The sequence below is a fragment of the Citricoccus alkalitolerans genome, from assembly GCF_039528175.1.
Taxonomy (GTDB): Bacteria; Actinomycetota; Actinomycetes; order Actinomycetales; family Micrococcaceae; genus Citricoccus; species Citricoccus alkalitolerans.
The window spans coordinates 356,374-371,190 of the sequence record NZ_BAAALH010000002.1 but is presented as its reverse complement, the minus strand read 5'-3'; the positions used below and the strand labels follow the sequence as shown (position 1 = coordinate 371,190).

Here is a 14,817-nt window from a genome sequence, read left to right as displayed (position 1 = left end):
ACCTCAGACGGGGTCCCACCCGAGGCTCACGCCGGGCCTGCGGTATCCCTGGCGGCCGTGTACACCGGCCGGCCGGAGAACCAGGTCTGCAGGACCCGTGTGTGATGGATACGCTCTGGGGCCACGGCGAAGACGTCCTGATCCACCAGGATGAAATCGGCTGAGAGTCCCGGCGCCAGCCGCCCGGTGACGTCCCCCAGGCCCATGGCCCGCGCCGGCTCACGCGTGAAGGCCGCCACGGCCTCCTCCATGGTCAGTGCCTGGCTGACGTTGAGTGCACCCGGCAGGGATCCGTCGGGGCTGCGCCGCGTGACCATCGTCTGCAGTCCCACCCATGGATCCGGGCTGGGCAGGGCGCAGGGCCAATCCGATCCGGCGGCCACCACGGCTCCGGAGTTCACCAGGTCCCGCATCGGCCAGCTGTCCTCGAACACCTCCGCTGTGACCTGCTGGGCGATCGAGGACTGGATGACGGAGGGGTACCAGATGTACGGCGAGGCGTCGGCGACCACATCCAGGGCGGCGAAGCGCGGCAGATCCTCGCGGGCGATGTACTCGGCGTGCGCCACCTGGAAGCGTGGTGCGCCACCGTGGAGGCTCCGCACGTGCTCGACGGCGTCCAGGGCCAACCGCACCGCGGCATCGCCGGTGGCGTGCAGCTTCGCCCCCAGTCCGCGGGCGACGGTGTCCGCGAGGGACGCGCGCAGCTCCTCGGCGTCCCAAATCAGGTGGCCCCGATCCTCCGGTGAGTGCTGATCGGTGCAACAGCGGTACGGCGCCAGCATGGCCGAGGTCCGGGTCATCGGGACCCCGTCGAGGACGTACTTGGCGAAGTCCGGGCGGACATGCTCGCTGCGGTACTGTGCGGCTGCCTCGAACAGTTCCGGTCCCACCGGCCCGGGCTCCAGGAAGGGCTGGGCCGGCATCGAGGTCACCACCCACGCCGTCAGCTCGCCGGCGTGGTCCATCCGCTGCAGCGCCCGCAGGGTCGGCTCCATGGTCGCTGCCTCCTGCATGGACGTGATGCCGAAAGAGTGGGCGGCACCCAGTCCCTCGATGAGAGCACGGCGTAGGTAGGCCTCCAGATCCTCGATCCCTGCGGCGACGGCGGCCTCCGCCGCTTGCGAGGCCATCTCCCACAACACGCCCGTCAACCGCCCATCGCGGTCCCGGACGTAGGTGCCGTCCCGAGGATCGGCCGTGTCCGTCTCCACGCCCATCAGGGTCAGGGCCCGCGAGTTCACCCAGCGGTTGTGCATGGAGTCGTCCCGGAGCATCACCGGCCGCCCGCCCGATGCCTCGTCCAGGGCGGCCAGCATCTCGACGCTGGCGAGCGTGTCCATGATCGTGGATCCCACGATCCCGCCGACGATCCACTCGTCAGGCCCCCGGCCGGTGCTCCACTCCCTGACCTTGGCCAGGATCTGCCCGGCGGTGTCGGTCGGCAGCAGCGGCAGCTCCCAGGCCAACTGGCGTCCACCGAGGCCGAGATGGATGTGGACGTCGCAGAACCCGGGCATGACGAGCGCGCCATGGGCCTCGACGCGCTCAGCGTCCGCGCCGGCGGCGCGTTCCACCTCTGCCACGGTGCCCACGGCCAGGATGCGCCCCTCGGCGACGGCCAGGGCCTCTGCCCACAGGTGACCGGGATCGGCCGTGAAGATCCGTGCTCCCGTCAGCACCAGGGGCCGTCCGGATTCGCGCCGGGGCGTCCCGTCCCGCTCGGGAGGGATCCGGCCCGGCGTGGAGTCGGAGGGGGAGGAGGGGTTCGAGGTCATGCTCGATTCCTTTCGATGAGGCGGATCCGGTCGAGGGGGCGGTTCGGGTGGCCGATGGTCACGTGTGGCCACCGGCCGGCTGAGTGGGAGGTGCGGCCGTCGAGAGGGCGGACTGGATGCCCCTGCGGCCCGCGCGCAGCGCCACGGCGCAGGCGAAACAGACCCCCAGTTCCAGGACCACCACCCAGAGCAGTGGTTCTGCCACTCCGTCGAGGGTGACCTGGGTCCCGGAGCCGGCTTGGCTACCGGAACCGGACCAGGGGCCGACGCCGGCCGGGGCGCCAGCGTGCCGATGGCCGCCGGTGCCCGGGAACCCGGTGAGCAAGGCGACATGGACCAGGGCCATGGCCTGGGCCATGATCCACAGGTGGCGCAGGGGCGCCACGGGCGCCCCTCCAGGAGAACCTGGGTCCCGGACGGCCCGGACGGCCCGGACGGCCCTGACGCCACACCACCAGCACCACAGCGCCGTGGCCGCCATCAGCACCGTCAGGACCGGGCCGTGGGCATGGGAGATCAGCATCCAGGCATGCAGGGGGACGGATCCGGTGGCCAGGGCGGCTGCCACCCAGGTCGCCGTTCTGGCCGCTCTGGCTTCCCTGGCTGCCCGTGGCGCCGCGACCGTGCGGACGCCAGGCCGCGAGGCGGTGCTCCGGTCCGATCCCGCAGCCCCGGCGAGCCGGGACTCAGTGGGAACTGCATCCGCCATGGTCCTGGCCATCCTGGGAGTCGCCGGACGGCTCGTTACAGCCACCGGGCGTGCAGCAGTGGCCGCGTTCCGGTGCCGGGACGTCGAGCACCGGCGAGCGGTCGAAGAAGCCCTCGGGGCGCAGCCGGAAGCCCACGTGGTCGACGGGCATGATCGGCCAGTCCTCCGGCCGAGGGAAGTGGGTGAGACCGAAGGTGTGCCACATGACGATCCGCTCGCCGTCGATCGGCCGGTCCTGTGCGGTCCACTCCGGCAGGCCGCCGTCGCCGGCATGTTGGTTGGGGAAGTCGCCGGTGGGGTATCGCTCGTCTTCCGCGTACCGGGAGACCCAGAGCGCCTTGGAGGCGAACGTGGCCCGGCGGTGGATGGAGGAGCCCTCTGCCGCCAGCAACGTCGGCTGGCCCTCGGGGTGCAGCTTGTAGCCCACCGGCCGTCCCAGCCGGTTGGAGGACTCGGGATTGGTGACCACCCAGGTGCGCCCCACGGACATGTCCGCGTCCCGGATGGCCTGCTGCTCGGTGGCCAGGACTGTATGCCGTCGCGTGAAGGCGTTGCCCCGCGGGTTCTCCCCGGAGACCGGCAGTCGGACTGCGTCCTCCTCCACCACGCGGCTCACCCCGCCGTCCAGGGCGAAGTCCAGGCGCGCGCTGAACAGGTGCTGGTGGAACGGGGCTCCCAGGCCGGGAGCCAGCTCCGAGGCGAAGTCCGTGGGCCCATCGGGGACCGCCGAGGTGAACACGACGCCGGTGGCCTTGGCCTCGAACTCGATGGTGCCATCCAGGTAGAGGTACCAGTAGAACCCGTAGTCGTAGTTGCCGACGGTGGTGAAGAAGGAGATCACCAGGCGGCGGTTGCGGCGCGTGTAGGCGACGCCGCTCCACAGGTCCGTGTGCTTGGCGAGGATGGACCAGTCTTCCTCATGCATGCAGATGCCGTTCTTGATCTGCCGGGGCTCACCGGTGTTGTTGGCCACCCAGGGTGAGAGATAGGTGATGTCCCCCAGGCAGTCACATCCCAGCTCGAGGGAGTTGGCCCACTGACCCACCAGGTACTCGCCGGTGTCGAAGTAGTTCTGCCAGGATCGAACCGGCGATGGATCGCCATAGGGCACCACCATCTCGGAGATGGCGGCCCGGTCCAGGACGGTTCGCCGGCGCTCGCCGTCCTGGAAGGCGATGTTGTGGAGCACGAGGCCCTCCCTCATATCGAACCCGACGTCCAGGGACCACTTCTCCCATTCCACGTGATTGCTGCCTGTCACGGTGAACGACGGGCCCTCGGGCTGGGTGATCTCGATAGGCCTCTGCGAGGTGCGCACCGGGCCGGTCAGCTCTGGATCGGTGTAGTTGCCGTGCTCGGCGGGGACCGGGACCACGCCCAGATCGATGACCTGGTCCACGGTCTTGGCAGCCACGTCCACGTAGCCGACCAGGCCGTCGATGGGGTGGGCCCAGGCGGAATCAGTCTCGTGCTGCTGGTGGAAGGCCAGCCCGCGCAGGATCCGACGACCGCTCTCCTCCGGGTACTCGAAGACTCCGGCGGACAAGGGGGCCACGCGGACCTCGTCCACAGGGAGCCCTCGATTCTCCAGGGCGGCAAGCCACTGCGGATCCTGGGCGAGGACCGACTCGACCACCTCAAATTCCTCTTCCAGGACGGGCAGCTCACCCGTGGTGGCCGTGTCCAGCTCGAGGGCGGAATCGATGCGACGATGAGTGGTGGACACCACGACATCCCGGGACGGGCCGCCGCCGGTGTCCAGCAGGAAGACCCGGAACCGGCGGTCGAGAGGTGCGTCGGCCGGGGCGCCCCGGGCAGGTTCCACGAGGCCCAGATAGGCCATGCGGACAGCTTCGGAGAAGAGACCGCCTTCGGTCAGGATGTCCCGGACGGCGGTGATCTCCTCGGGCGTCTGCAGGGCGAAGGCGTCTGAGGCGGGCACTGGTGGTGTCTCGGCGGGGAGGGAGCGAGTGCCGGAATCGGTGGCGGTCATGTCCGGTCCTTTCGGGGCTGGACGTCAACGGAGGGTCGACGGTGAGGGGCGGTGAAGAGGTGGACGCGGGAGGAAGGGTGACCTGGATCACTGTTTGGTTCTACAGTTGTAGAGAATAAACATCGTCGACGACGGTGGCAAGGGCCTGCCGGCCGACGCCCATGGTCCCGGTGGCAGAATGTTCGAGTCGACGGTGGCGGCGGCACGGCGTGTGCGGCAGGGCCGCGGCACCATGGCGGAAGGGGTGGCGATGCCGAAGGTGGTAGACCATCAGCAGCGCAAGCGGGAGTTGGTGGAGGCGACCTGGCGGATCATTGCCCGGCGGGGGCTCTCCGGGGCCACCATGCGTCAGATCGCTGCCGAGGCCGGCTTCGCCAACGGCTCCCTGAAGCCCTATTTCCCCACCAAGGCCGAGTTGATCGAGGCGACGTACGCCTTCGTCTTCGACCGGACCAACCGGCGCGTGGCGGTGGCGACCCGCGGCCTGGATGGAATGGCGGCCCTCGAGGCGTTCTGCCGCGAGGTCTTGCCGCTGGACGTGGATCGGCTGGACGAGGCCCGGGTGGTGATCTCCTTCTGGCAGGAGGCGGCGCATGATCCGCGGGGCAGTGAGCTCAACAACGCCTCCATGGCCCAATGGCGCCATTCGATGGCCACGTGGATGGGGCAGGCTCGCGAGGCCGGCGATCTCGACGCCGCAATCGACATCCCCTCCAGTGGCGATGTGCTGCTGAACTTCATGCTCGGCAGCCAGATCTCCGCGGTGATCGACAGTGCTGCCACGAGCCCTGCCGACCTCGAGCGGCAGTTGGCCGCCCAGCTCGCCCACCTGCGAGCGGCGGGCTGACCGTCCGGACCGGGCTGAGCGGCCCTGCCGGCCTGGCCGGGCTGAGCGGCGCGCTGACCGTCCGGACCGGGCCTCCGGGAGGCGACTCGGTTTTCCTCCGCGCGGAGGGAAAACGGTGACGCGTGGCGAGAGGCCGCTTACAGTGGTCTGCAAGCGTGATCGAGGCCACAATCCCGACGGTTGACGGGTGGCCGGTGGCGTTCCCCACCCGGGCCCGTCCCACGGGGACACACGCTTCCGTCTCCAGGAGGTCCACCATGTACCAGCAGGACACGGCCGCCGACTTCGTCCGGTGGCGGCGGCTCATCTCAGACTCCTTCGTGCCGCTCGAGGCGGAGCAGGCGCGGCCCCGGAGGTTCTCCGGGCTACTGGCAGGCCGGCACCTCCGGGAGCTGGCCATGATGCAGGTGACCGCTGGCCCGCACTCCGTGATCCGCACTCCGGAACTCATCGGACGATCCGGGCCCGGATACTACAAGCTCAACCTCCAGGTCAGCGGCCACGGCTTGCTGGTTCAAGATGGGCGGGAAACGCTCCTGCAGCCCGGAGACCTGGCCATCTACGATACGGAGCGGCCCTACTCGCTGTCCTTCGACGACGATTTCTCCACCCTGGTCCTCATGTTCCCTCGCCAGCTCACGGGGCTGTCCGCCGACGACGTCCGGGAACTGACAGCCACCACCATGGGCGCCGGCCACCGCCTCGGCCAGGCGGTGGCCCCGTTCATCACCCAGATCGGGGCGATGCTGCCGACGCTGGATGGTCCGATCGGCCACCGGTTGGCACTGAACGTCGTGGACCTGCTGGCCACCGTCCTGGCCGACGAGCTCTATTCGCGCCCGGGCGCCGAGGGCACGCAGCAGGCTCGGCTGCTGCGCCGGGTCCACCATTTCATCGAGTCCCAGCTGGCCAATCCCGATCTGGGACCGGAGATGATCGCCGCCGCCCACTACCTGTCCACCCGCGCTCTGCACCAGCTCTTCGCCCGGACGGACCGCACTGTGGCCCGGTGGATCCGCGAACGCCGGCTCGAGCAGTGCCGCCGGGACCTGCAGGACCCCCTCCATCGGGACACGCCTGTCGGAGCGATCGGCGCCCGTTGGGGCCTGGCGGACCCGGCGCACTTCTCTCGCCTGTTCCGGGCTGAGTTCGGCCAGTCGCCGGCGCAGTTCCGGCACGCGCACAGCTGAGGCCGCACCCGACGTCGTGCGCGGATCGTCAAGGGCTGTGCCCCCAGGGCCAAGCGGCCAGGACGGCGGTGGGGCCAGTCTGGTGGCAATCCTCGCCGGTGCCTGCACGCGGGCCCGGCGGGGACGGCCCACCGGTACCGGATCCCCCCACCGCCGGTCCTGACCCAGGAGACGACGATGTCCCACCCCACCACCGCCCGGCACAGTGACCCGGGAACCACGCCGGGCGCCGACCGGCCACCCCTGGCCGCCGGCCGGCGCTTGGGCGCGCGCCGGATCGGCATCCCCGCACTGGTCTTCATGATCATCGCCGCTTCCGCCCCGCTGACCGTCGTGGCCGGAGGCGTGCCCAGCAATTTTGCGGTCACCTCACTCGTCGGCATCCCGCTGTCCTTCATCGTGCTCGGCGTGGTCCTGGTGCTGTTCTCCATCGGCTACGCGGCGATGAGCCGGCATGTCCACAACGCCGGTGCCTTCTACGCCTATATCGCCAAGGGTCTGGGCAAGCCCGTCGGAGTGGGGGCATCGCTCGTAGCCGTCGTGGCCTACAACTGCATGCAGATCGGGATCGCCGGCATGTTCGGCTTCGCCCTGTCCTCCTTCCTTGCCGGAGTCGCCGGAATCTCCCTGCCATGGTGGGTGTGCGCCCTTGCTGCCTGGGTGGTGGTGGGTCTGATGGGCGTCAATCGCGTGGACCTCTCCGCCAAAGTGCTCGGAATCGTCGTGGCCCTGGAGTTCCTCGTGGTGATCATCTTCGACGTGATGTCCTTCGGCGCCGCTCCCGAGGGCGTGACAGCCGACGGCCTGGTGCCCGATCAACTGTTCGCCACCGGAGTCGGTGCGGCCCTCGCCTTCTCCATTGCCGCCTTCATGGGCTTCGAGTCCGGAGCCATCTACAACGAGGAGGTCAAGGATCCACGCCGCACCGCAGGCATCGCCACGCTCATCGCCATCAGCGTCATCGCCTTGTTCTACGCGTTCTCCTCCTGGGCCATGGTGGTCGGCGAGGGCGCCTCGAACGTCATCGCCCGCTCCCAGGAGTTCGGGCCCGACCTCATGTTCGTCTTTCTCGCCGAGAACGCCGGCGATTGGTTCGTGACCCTGGCGAACCTGATGTTCATCACCAGCCTGTTCGCCGCACTCGTGGCCTTCCACAACATCGTGGCCCGGTACTTCTTCGCCCTCGGGCGCGAGCGCGTGCTGCCTGGCTGGCTGGAGCGGACGGGGCGTCATTCGGGTGCCCCGGTGGCCGGTTCGCTGGCCCAGTCCGGCGTAGCCCTGGTGGTCATCCTCGTCTTCGGCGTGGCCGGAGCCGGATCCGATGATCCGCTCTTCCCGGTGCTGACGCTCTTCACCTGGTTGACCAACATGGGCGCCTTCGGGCTGGTGCTGCTGATGGCCTTGACGTCCCTGGCCGTACTCGGCTTCCTCCGCCGGTTCACCGGGGAGTACTCCTTCTGGACCCGGACCGTTGCCCCCGGCCTGGCGGCCGTGGGACTGATCGTCCTGTTCGTGGTGATCGTGGTGAACTTCAACGTCCTGATCGGCTCTGAGGGGTACAGCATGCTGAGTTGGCTCCTGCCGGCGATCGTCCTAGTCCCCGGACTCCTCGGGACCCTGTGGGCGTGGCGGCTGCGCAGCCACCGGCCCGAGACCTACCGGGGCATCGGCGCGGGTGGTCAACTGGACTGAGAACCCCGCCCCGGGCGCCGCCACGGCCTGACCCTCACTCCCGCCCTCTCTCCTGACTGCAACGTCACCGAACCCCTGTTAGTGATTCTCTGCCGGCCATCCGAGCTGCCGGCCTCCGATGAAAGGACCATGATGACCTCCGAGACCACCACCCAGACGACGCCGTCCGCCGCCGACCTGTCCAGTTACGCGGCGCTGCTGGCCGCCATCCAGGCACCCGAGGGGCAGGGAGTCCAGATGAGGGACCCGGCCACCGGGGCCGTCGTCGGGCGCGCGCCGCAGCGCTCCGAGGCGGACCTGGACGCCGCCGTAGCCACGGCCCGGCAGGCCCAGTCGGAGTGGGCGGCCGCCTCGCATGCCGAACGCTCCGAGTACCTGAACCGGGCAGCGGATGCGATCGAGGGTTCGGCCGAGGCCCTGGCCGAGCTGCTGTCCCGCGAACAGGGCAAGCCGCTCAACGGGCCGAACGCCCGATTCGAGGTCGGGGCCTGCGCGTCCTGGCTGAGGGCCAACGCCGCCTTCGAGCTCGAGCCCGAGGTGCTGGTGGACGACGAGTCCGGCCAGGCGGTTCTGGAGTACGTGCCGGTGGGTGTGGTCGGGGCGATCGGTCCCTGGAACTGGCCGATGATGATCTCGATCTGGCAGATCGCGCCCTCTCTGCGGATGGGCAACACCGTGGTGCTCAAGCCCTCCGAGTACACCCCGCTGTCCGTCCTGGCCCTTGGCGCCGTGTTGAACCAGGTGCTGCCGGCCGGAGTGTTGCAGGTGGTGCCCGGTGGCGGTGAGCTCGGTGCCGCGCTGACCGCCCACGCCGGAGTGGACAAGCTGATGTTCACCGGATCCACCTCCACCGGTCAGGCGATCATGCGCTCCGCCGCGGACACACTCAAGCGACTGACACTGGAGCTCGGCGGCAATGACGCCGGCATCGTTCTGCCGGACGCCGATCCCGAGGCGATCGCCGAAGGCGTCTTCTGGGGAGCCTTCATCAACACCGGACAGACCTGCGCGGCGTTGAAGCGGCTCTACGTGCACGAGTCCCAGTACGACCAGATGTGCGAGGCCCTGGTGGACGTGGCGAAGAAGATGCCGATGGGCGTCGGGCTGGAGGAGGAGAACGTCCTCGGGCCGCTGCAGAACCGGCAGCAGTTCGACATCGTCTCCGGGCTGGTCGAGGAGTCCCGGTCCGCCGGCGCCCGGATTCTCATCGGTGGCGACCCGCAGCAGGACCAGCCCGGCTACTTCTACCCGGCCACCTTGGTGGCGGACGTGGACAACGACAATCCACTGGTGGCCCAGGAGCAGTTCGGCCCGGCGCTGCCGATCGTCAAATACACGGCCCTGGACGAGGTCATCGGCTGGGCCAACGGCCTCGAGGTCGGGCTCGGCTCCTCTGTATGGGGCACCGACCTGGATGAGGCACGAGCGGTGGCGGCACGGCTGGAGGCCGGCACCACATGGATCAACAAGCACGGGGCCGTGGACCCGAGGGTGCCCTTCGGCGGTGTCAAGAAATCCGGTTACGGACTCGAGTTCGGCGTGGAGGGCCTGAAGTCGGTGGCGCTACCCAAGGTCACCAGTTGGTGAGCTGAGCCGCAGGCGGGCAGGGGCGCGGCCGTCGGCGCACGTGTCCCTACCGCTTGCGGTACAGCGCCTTGCGCTGGAACCGGGGCTCCGAGGTGACCAGCATGCCGAGGTTGCGGAAGATGTCCTCGTCCACGGTGCCCAGAATGGTGGTGGTGTGGACGTCGCAGCCGGTCAGGTTGCGCAGTTCGTCCAGGGCACGGCGCGCGTTCGGATCCGAGGCGGCGGAGACGGAGAGGGCGATCAGCACCTCGTCCGTGTGCAGTCGGGGGTTCCTTGAGCCCAGGTGCTCGGTCTTGAGGGTCTGGATCGGCTCGATCGCGGCGGGGGAGAGCAGGTGGACGCCGTCCTCGATCCCGGCGAGGTGCTTCAACGCGTTCAGCAGCATGGCCGCCGAACAGCCCAGCAGACCAGAGGTCTTGCCGGTGACGATCGTCCCGTCGGCCAGCTCGATGGCGGAGCCCGGAGCGTCGGTGGCCTCTTCGATCGCCAGGGCGGGGGCGACGACGGCGCGGTCCTCGGTGCGGCAGCCCGCCCGGGACATCACCATGGCCACGCGCTCGGAGATGTCCGCCTCGCGGTCGTTGCTGCGTTCATCCACCAGGGCCTTGTAGTAGCGGCGCACGATCTCCTGGCGGGAGGCCTCGCGGCACACCTCATCGTCCACGATGCAGCTGCCGGCCAGGTTCACACCCATGTCCGTGGGGGAAGCGTAGGGGGAGGAACCGGTGAGCTGCTCCAGCAGGGCCTTCAGGAGGGGGAAGACCTCCACGTCCCGGTTGTAGCTGGTGACCTGCTCGCCATAGGCGTCGAGGTGGAACGGATCGATCAGGTTGATGTCATCCAGGTCCGCGGTGGCGGCCTCGTAGGCGAGGTTCACCGGGTGGTCCAGGGTCAGGTTCCAGATGGGGAACGTCTCGAACTTGGCATAGCCGGACGCGATCCCGCGGGCGTGATCGTGATACACCTGCGAGAGGCACGTGGCGAGCTTGCCGGAGCCAGGCCCGGGCGCGGTCACCACCACGACGTCCCGGGTGGTCTCGGAGTAGTCGTTCAGTCCGAAGCCCTCCTCGGAGACGATCCGCCTGGTGTCCTGCGGGTAGCCCGGGATCACGCGGTGGCGGGCGACCGTCAACCCCAGCCGCTCGAGACGCTCGCTGAAGGACTGGGCCACCTGGTTCGAGTCCTCCAGCTGGGTCAGCACCACGTGCTGCACCAGGAAGCCGCGTTCGCGGAACACGTCGATCAGCCGCAGGACATCCTCCTCATAGGGGATTCCCAGGTCAGCTCGGACCTTCTGGCGTTCCAGATCCTTGGCATTGAGGCAGACGAGGATCTCGAGCTCGTCCTTGATGCGCTCGAGCATGGCGATCTTGTTGTCCGGCGTGAAACCCGGCATCACGCGGGAGGCGTGGTGGTCGTCGAAGAGCTTCCCGCCCATCTCCAGATAGAGCTTGCCGCCGATCTCCTGGCGCCGCTCCTCGATGTGGCGGGACTGCAGGTCGATGTAGCGATCCCGGTCGAAGCCCGTCCGGTGTCCTGGCAGGCCATTCGGCGTGGGAGACGGCGAACCGCCGGGCACGCCCCCAGCGACGCCGGGCGCGGAGGCTGCCAACAGGTCCTGGGCGGGGGTTTCGGGGGCTGATGGAGCGGAGGGGGATGTCGACGAGGCCACGACGTCAAGCTAGCATCCGGGCCGGACCTCCGCCGGGCTACGCGCCCTGCGGCCGGTCGATGGCCAACACCTCGCCGAGGGTGCCCCACTCGTTCCGGCCCAGGCGAGTGAGCGGATCCAGGCTCTCCGCCAGTGGAAGGGAACGGCCGCGGGAGTCCGTGTGGAGGGTGTCCGTGTCCACCGCCACCTGCACCACACGGCCGAGCACCATATGGTTCCCGCCGACCTCGATGATGCGTTCCACGGTGCATTCCATGACCGCGGGAGAGCCGGCCACCCGCGGGGGCACGACGACGGCCGAGAGCTCGGCCTCGATCCCTACGGCCTCGAACTCGCTCACCTCCGGGGCATAACGCGCCGAGGTCTGATTGGCTGCCTCGAACTGTGGCCGGGAGACGAGCGAGACCGTGAACTCGCCGGTGGCCTCGACGTTGGTGAGCGTGTCCTTGCGTGAGGTCGAGGAGAACATCACGATCGGCGGCTCTTCAGAGACCATCGTGAAGAACGAGTGCGGGGCCAGATTCGCGGTTCCGTGGGCGTCCACCGTCCCCACCCAGGCGATGGGCCTCGGAATGAGGATGGACTTCACCAGGAGAGTTGTCTCGCGATCGCCAAGGGTGGCCGGATCGAGTTCGGTGCGCTGGTGACTCATGGGGACAGTCTTCCAGCACCTCCGGCGCGCCGGTGCCGTCCTCCACAACAGGCCCGATGCTCTGGGCCTATCCCCACTGGCAGCTGACAGGCACCCAGGAGCCGGGGAGAGTGCCTAGCGTCGAGGACAGCAGGAGTGACGGGGCTGTGACCGGACGAGACCGGAGCAGTGCAGGGCGGGAGGACGGGCATGACAATACCCAACGGTGGAACGCCGGTGGATCACGGGCTGATGGGCGGAACCATGTTCCGTCCGGTCATCGATCCGGACGTGGTGTGTTCGGCGGTCGGGACGACTGTGGATGTGCTCTTCGGTGACGAGCAGCAGCTTCGCCTCCTGGAGGCGGCGGCGGCCCAGCTGTACCAGGTGGTCCAGGAATTGCGGCTGGTCGGGACGGGTACCCGCGAGGTGGCCGACTCAGTCCACAGCCTTTCGGCCCTGGACTGGCGCTCGCCGGCCGGGGCCGCGTTCCTGGGCCGGAGCGACCGTCTGCGCGGGCGGGCGGCGGACCTGGCCGAGTTGGCGGAGGAATCCGCGGCGCTGGCCCGCGTCGCGATCGACGAGCTGCACGGGAGGATCGGCCAACTGCGTGCCAGCATCGGCATCGCCAAGGCCACGGCGGCCAGCGCCGTGACCCTGGGGATGTGCTGAGGTGGCCGGGCCGATGGGTGCGGCTGCACCCGGCGCCCTGCCCGCGACCTCTATCCTGACCACAATCGTGCCCGCGGGCGTCGGTCGTCCCGGTCTCCTGGACGGAGTGGATGATGTTCCCGGCCGGTCGGGGGACGGCCGTGGCGAGGCGACGCCGTCGTTCTCCATCCGCGGCGGGCCGACCAGCATCCACGCCAACCTGGACGACCTGGAACGGGGCAGCTTCCTGTTGGCCGCGGCCACGGTCGAGGCGGCGGCCCTGTCGATGCGGGCTGCGGGGGCGGGCTCCCTCCTCGCCTTGGCGGCGGCCCAGACCGGAGCAGGCCGGGTGTTGGCGGCTCGCACGGCAACACTGTCTTCCGGGTTGCTGTCCATCAGCGCCGAGGCGGACGTGCTGTACCTCGGCGTGCGGTCCTCGGCGGAGGCCTACCGGAGTGCGGAGGCCGCCGCCCAGCGCGCTGTCGTCGAGTTGGCCGGCGGTGCTGCCTTCGTCTCTGCGGCGGTGCTGGCCCTCTCCAACCAGCCGATTCCGCAGCCGATCGCGGAACTGGCCATCCAGGCTGCTCCAGAGGTCATCGCGGGACTGCTCGGTACCCTGTCCCTGGGACTCGGTGTGGGATTCCGAGTGGCCTCGGACGTCGCCGGCCATGCGGCTCGGGATGAGGGCGTCAGCGGCGCCCTGTCCGGGCCGGAACGCCTGTGGCCACTGCTCACGGTGCTGGGTTCGGGCGCCGGGATCGTCCAGATCGGTCCGGTGCGGACCAAGGAGAAGGTCCCCGCGGCCGACGAGTGGGACGAGTCGTGGACGCCCCAGGAGCGGGGCACCGTCACGAATGTCATGGACCACCTGGACCAGGCGCGCGAGGCGGAACCGGGCTCGATCCAGATCACCCGGATCACTCCGGACGTCTCCAGTGCCCCCGGTGCCCCGGCGACGGTGTGGCTGGTGGCGATCCCCGGCACCCAGCCGGGCGATTCCAAGGACGCCAGCGGCTGGTCCACCAACCCCCTGGGCCTGGATGGAAATGCCGAAGCCCTGGCCTTCGACTCGCAGCACATGACGGCGGCCCTTGATGACGCGCTTCGCCAGGCGGGAGCAGGCCAGGGCGACGCCCTGGTGCTGACAGGCTACAGCCAGGGCGGAATGCATGCCGCGCGAGCGGCCGCCGACCCGAGGATCACGGCGACCTATGACGTGCGGGGGCTGATGACCATCGGTTCCCCCACGGGGGAGATGGCCGTCCCCGAGGGGGTGGAGACCGTCCACCTGGAGCACGAGGAAGACCTGCCTGCAGCTGCGGACGGTCGGCCAAACCCGCAGGGCGCCCATCGGGCCACCATTACGGTCAGCGGGTACCGGGAGGAGCTGTATCCCGAGGGTCGGGATCTCATGTCAGGGCATCACTTCGAGAACTACCGGTTCCACGGAGAACGGATCGACGCAGACCCGGAGGCGGCCCGTCTGGCACCAGCGCTGGCCCATCTCGGCGCCCTGACCGCCGCTGGTGGCGTGACCCGATCGGTGCAGCTGGAGAGGATCCGCCCCGGGAACCCGCGCCATCCGTCCCCGTCGCCGCTGACGGCGCGTCAGTCCCGCCGGGAGTTCGCGCCGGAGAGGCCGAGGACGCCGTTGGCCAGCATGGACACGATCGAGATGATGACGGCAGCGAAGACCGCCGTCCACCAGAAGGCGTCCACCGTGACCTGCATCGGCAGGTAGGAGGTCAACCAGACGGTCAGCATGAGCATGCCCGCGTTGATGATGATCGTGAACAGACCCAGGGTCAGGCACGTCAGGGGCAGGGAGAGGAGGGAGATGACCGGCTTGACCACCGCGTTGACGGCACCGAACACCAGACCGATGACGAGGTAGGCGATCACCGTGTTCAGGGTGGTGTCACCCGTGTCACCGAAGGTGTCGGAGGGGATGACCTCCATACCGGGCAGGATCAGGGTGGCCACCCAGAGGGCCAGGCCGTTGACGATGACACGGAGTAGGAACTTCACCATGGAGCCATCGTCCCACGTCCACCTGTGGACATGGCC

The 14,817-nt window shown here is 69.2% G+C and carries 11 protein-coding genes; 5 read left to right on the top strand and 6 right to left on the bottom strand.

Annotated elements, in window-relative coordinates:
- Nucleotides 1-26: 26 nt before the first annotated feature.
- The 3 genes from ABD134_RS07555 to ABD134_RS07545 all read right to left on the bottom strand — a co-directional run bounded on the left by ABD134_RS07555 (nucleotide 27) and on the right by ABD134_RS07545 (nucleotide 4,480).
- Nucleotides 27-1,778 (bottom strand): amidohydrolase, encoded by a 1,752-nt coding sequence (locus tag ABD134_RS07555; protein WP_344228289.1) that lies wholly within the window; start codon nucleotides 1,776-1,778, stop codon nucleotides 27-29.
- Nucleotides 1,779-1,836: 58 nt separating this feature from the next.
- Nucleotides 1,837-2,346, bottom strand: a complete 510-nt coding sequence (locus tag ABD134_RS07550; RefSeq protein ID WP_344228287.1) for a hypothetical protein — start codon at nucleotides 2,344-2,346, stop codon at nucleotides 1,837-1,839.
- Nucleotides 2,347-2,464: 118 nt separating this feature from the next.
- Nucleotides 2,465-4,480: a primary-amine oxidase gene (locus ABD134_RS07545; protein ID WP_344228285.1), complete on the bottom strand. Its 2,016-nt coding sequence runs from the start codon at nucleotides 4,478-4,480 to the stop codon at nucleotides 2,465-2,467.
- Nucleotides 4,481-4,730: 250 nt separating this feature from the next.
- Here ABD134_RS07545 and ABD134_RS07540 point away from each other — a divergent pair, with 250 nt between their 5' ends.
- The 4 genes from ABD134_RS07540 (at nucleotide 4,731) to ABD134_RS07525 (ending at nucleotide 9,796) form a co-directional block, all read left to right on the top strand.
- Entirely contained in the window at nucleotides 4,731-5,327 is a 597-nt protein-coding gene (locus ABD134_RS07540; RefSeq protein ID WP_344228283.1) for a TetR/AcrR family transcriptional regulator, read from the top strand.
- Between the two features lie 257 nt (nucleotides 5,328-5,584).
- Nucleotides 5,585-6,517, top strand: coding sequence for an AraC-like ligand-binding domain-containing protein (locus ABD134_RS07535; RefSeq protein WP_344228281.1), 933 nt, complete (start codon nucleotides 5,585-5,587; stop codon nucleotides 6,515-6,517).
- A 177-nt stretch (nucleotides 6,518-6,694) separates the two neighbouring features.
- Entirely contained in the window at nucleotides 6,695-8,209 is a 1,515-nt protein-coding gene (locus ABD134_RS07530) for an APC family permease (RefSeq protein WP_344228279.1), read from the top strand.
- 177 nt (nucleotides 8,210-8,386) lie between these two features.
- The gene (locus tag ABD134_RS07525; protein ID WP_344230780.1) at nucleotides 8,387-9,796 is read left to right on the top strand and encodes an aldehyde dehydrogenase family protein; all 1,410 of its coding nucleotides are present in this window, start codon (nucleotides 8,387-8,389) and stop codon (nucleotides 9,794-9,796) included.
- 46 nt (nucleotides 9,797-9,842) lie between these two features.
- On the opposite strand, the gene ABD134_RS07520 is transcribed toward ABD134_RS07525, so the two are convergent.
- Nucleotides 9,843-11,375: a DUF1846 domain-containing protein gene (locus tag ABD134_RS07520; protein WP_344230778.1), complete on the bottom strand. Its 1,533-nt coding sequence runs from the start codon at nucleotides 11,373-11,375 to the stop codon at nucleotides 9,843-9,845.
- Between the two features lie 130 nt (nucleotides 11,376-11,505).
- Nucleotides 11,506-12,120, bottom strand: a complete 615-nt coding sequence (locus ABD134_RS07515; RefSeq protein WP_344228277.1) for a flavin reductase family protein — start codon at nucleotides 12,118-12,120, stop codon at nucleotides 11,506-11,508.
- Between the two features lie 189 nt (nucleotides 12,121-12,309).
- Between ABD134_RS07515 and ABD134_RS07510 the strand changes: the two genes are divergently transcribed.
- Nucleotides 12,310-12,771 (top strand): hypothetical protein, encoded by a 462-nt coding sequence (locus ABD134_RS07510; protein ID WP_344228275.1) that lies wholly within the window; start codon nucleotides 12,310-12,312, stop codon nucleotides 12,769-12,771.
- Between the two features lie 1,587 nt (nucleotides 12,772-14,358).
- Here ABD134_RS07510 and ABD134_RS07505 read toward each other — a convergent pair.
- Complete coding sequence (locus ABD134_RS07505; RefSeq protein ID WP_313818011.1) at nucleotides 14,359-14,781, bottom strand: phage holin family protein; 423 nt, start codon at nucleotides 14,779-14,781, stop codon at nucleotides 14,359-14,361.
- Nucleotides 14,782-14,817: the final 36 nt, after the last annotated feature.

Coding starts and splice junctions, on each gene's coding strand:
- ABD134_RS07555 (WP_344228289.1), bottom strand. CDS start 1,778: ATGACCTCGAACCCCTCCTCCCCCTCCGACTCCACGCCGGGCCGGATC.
- ABD134_RS07545 (WP_344228285.1), bottom strand. CDS start 4,480: ATGACCGCCACCGATTCCGGCACTCGCTCCCTCCCCGCCGAGACACCA.
- ABD134_RS07540 (WP_344228283.1), top strand. CDS start 4,731: ATGCCGAAGGTGGTAGACCATCAGCAGCGCAAGCGGGAGTTGGTGGAG.
- ABD134_RS07535 (WP_344228281.1), top strand. CDS start 5,585: ATGTACCAGCAGGACACGGCCGCCGACTTCGTCCGGTGGCGGCGGCTC.
- ABD134_RS07530 (WP_344228279.1), top strand. CDS start 6,695: ATGTCCCACCCCACCACCGCCCGGCACAGTGACCCGGGAACCACGCCG.
- ABD134_RS07515 (WP_344228277.1), bottom strand. CDS start 12,120: ATGAGTCACCAGCGCACCGAACTCGATCCGGCCACCCTTGGCGATCGC.
- ABD134_RS07510 (WP_344228275.1), top strand. CDS start 12,310: ATGACAATACCCAACGGTGGAACGCCGGTGGATCACGGGCTGATGGGC.
- ABD134_RS07505 (WP_313818011.1), bottom strand. CDS start 14,781: ATGGTGAAGTTCCTACTCCGTGTCATCGTCAACGGCCTGGCCCTCTGG.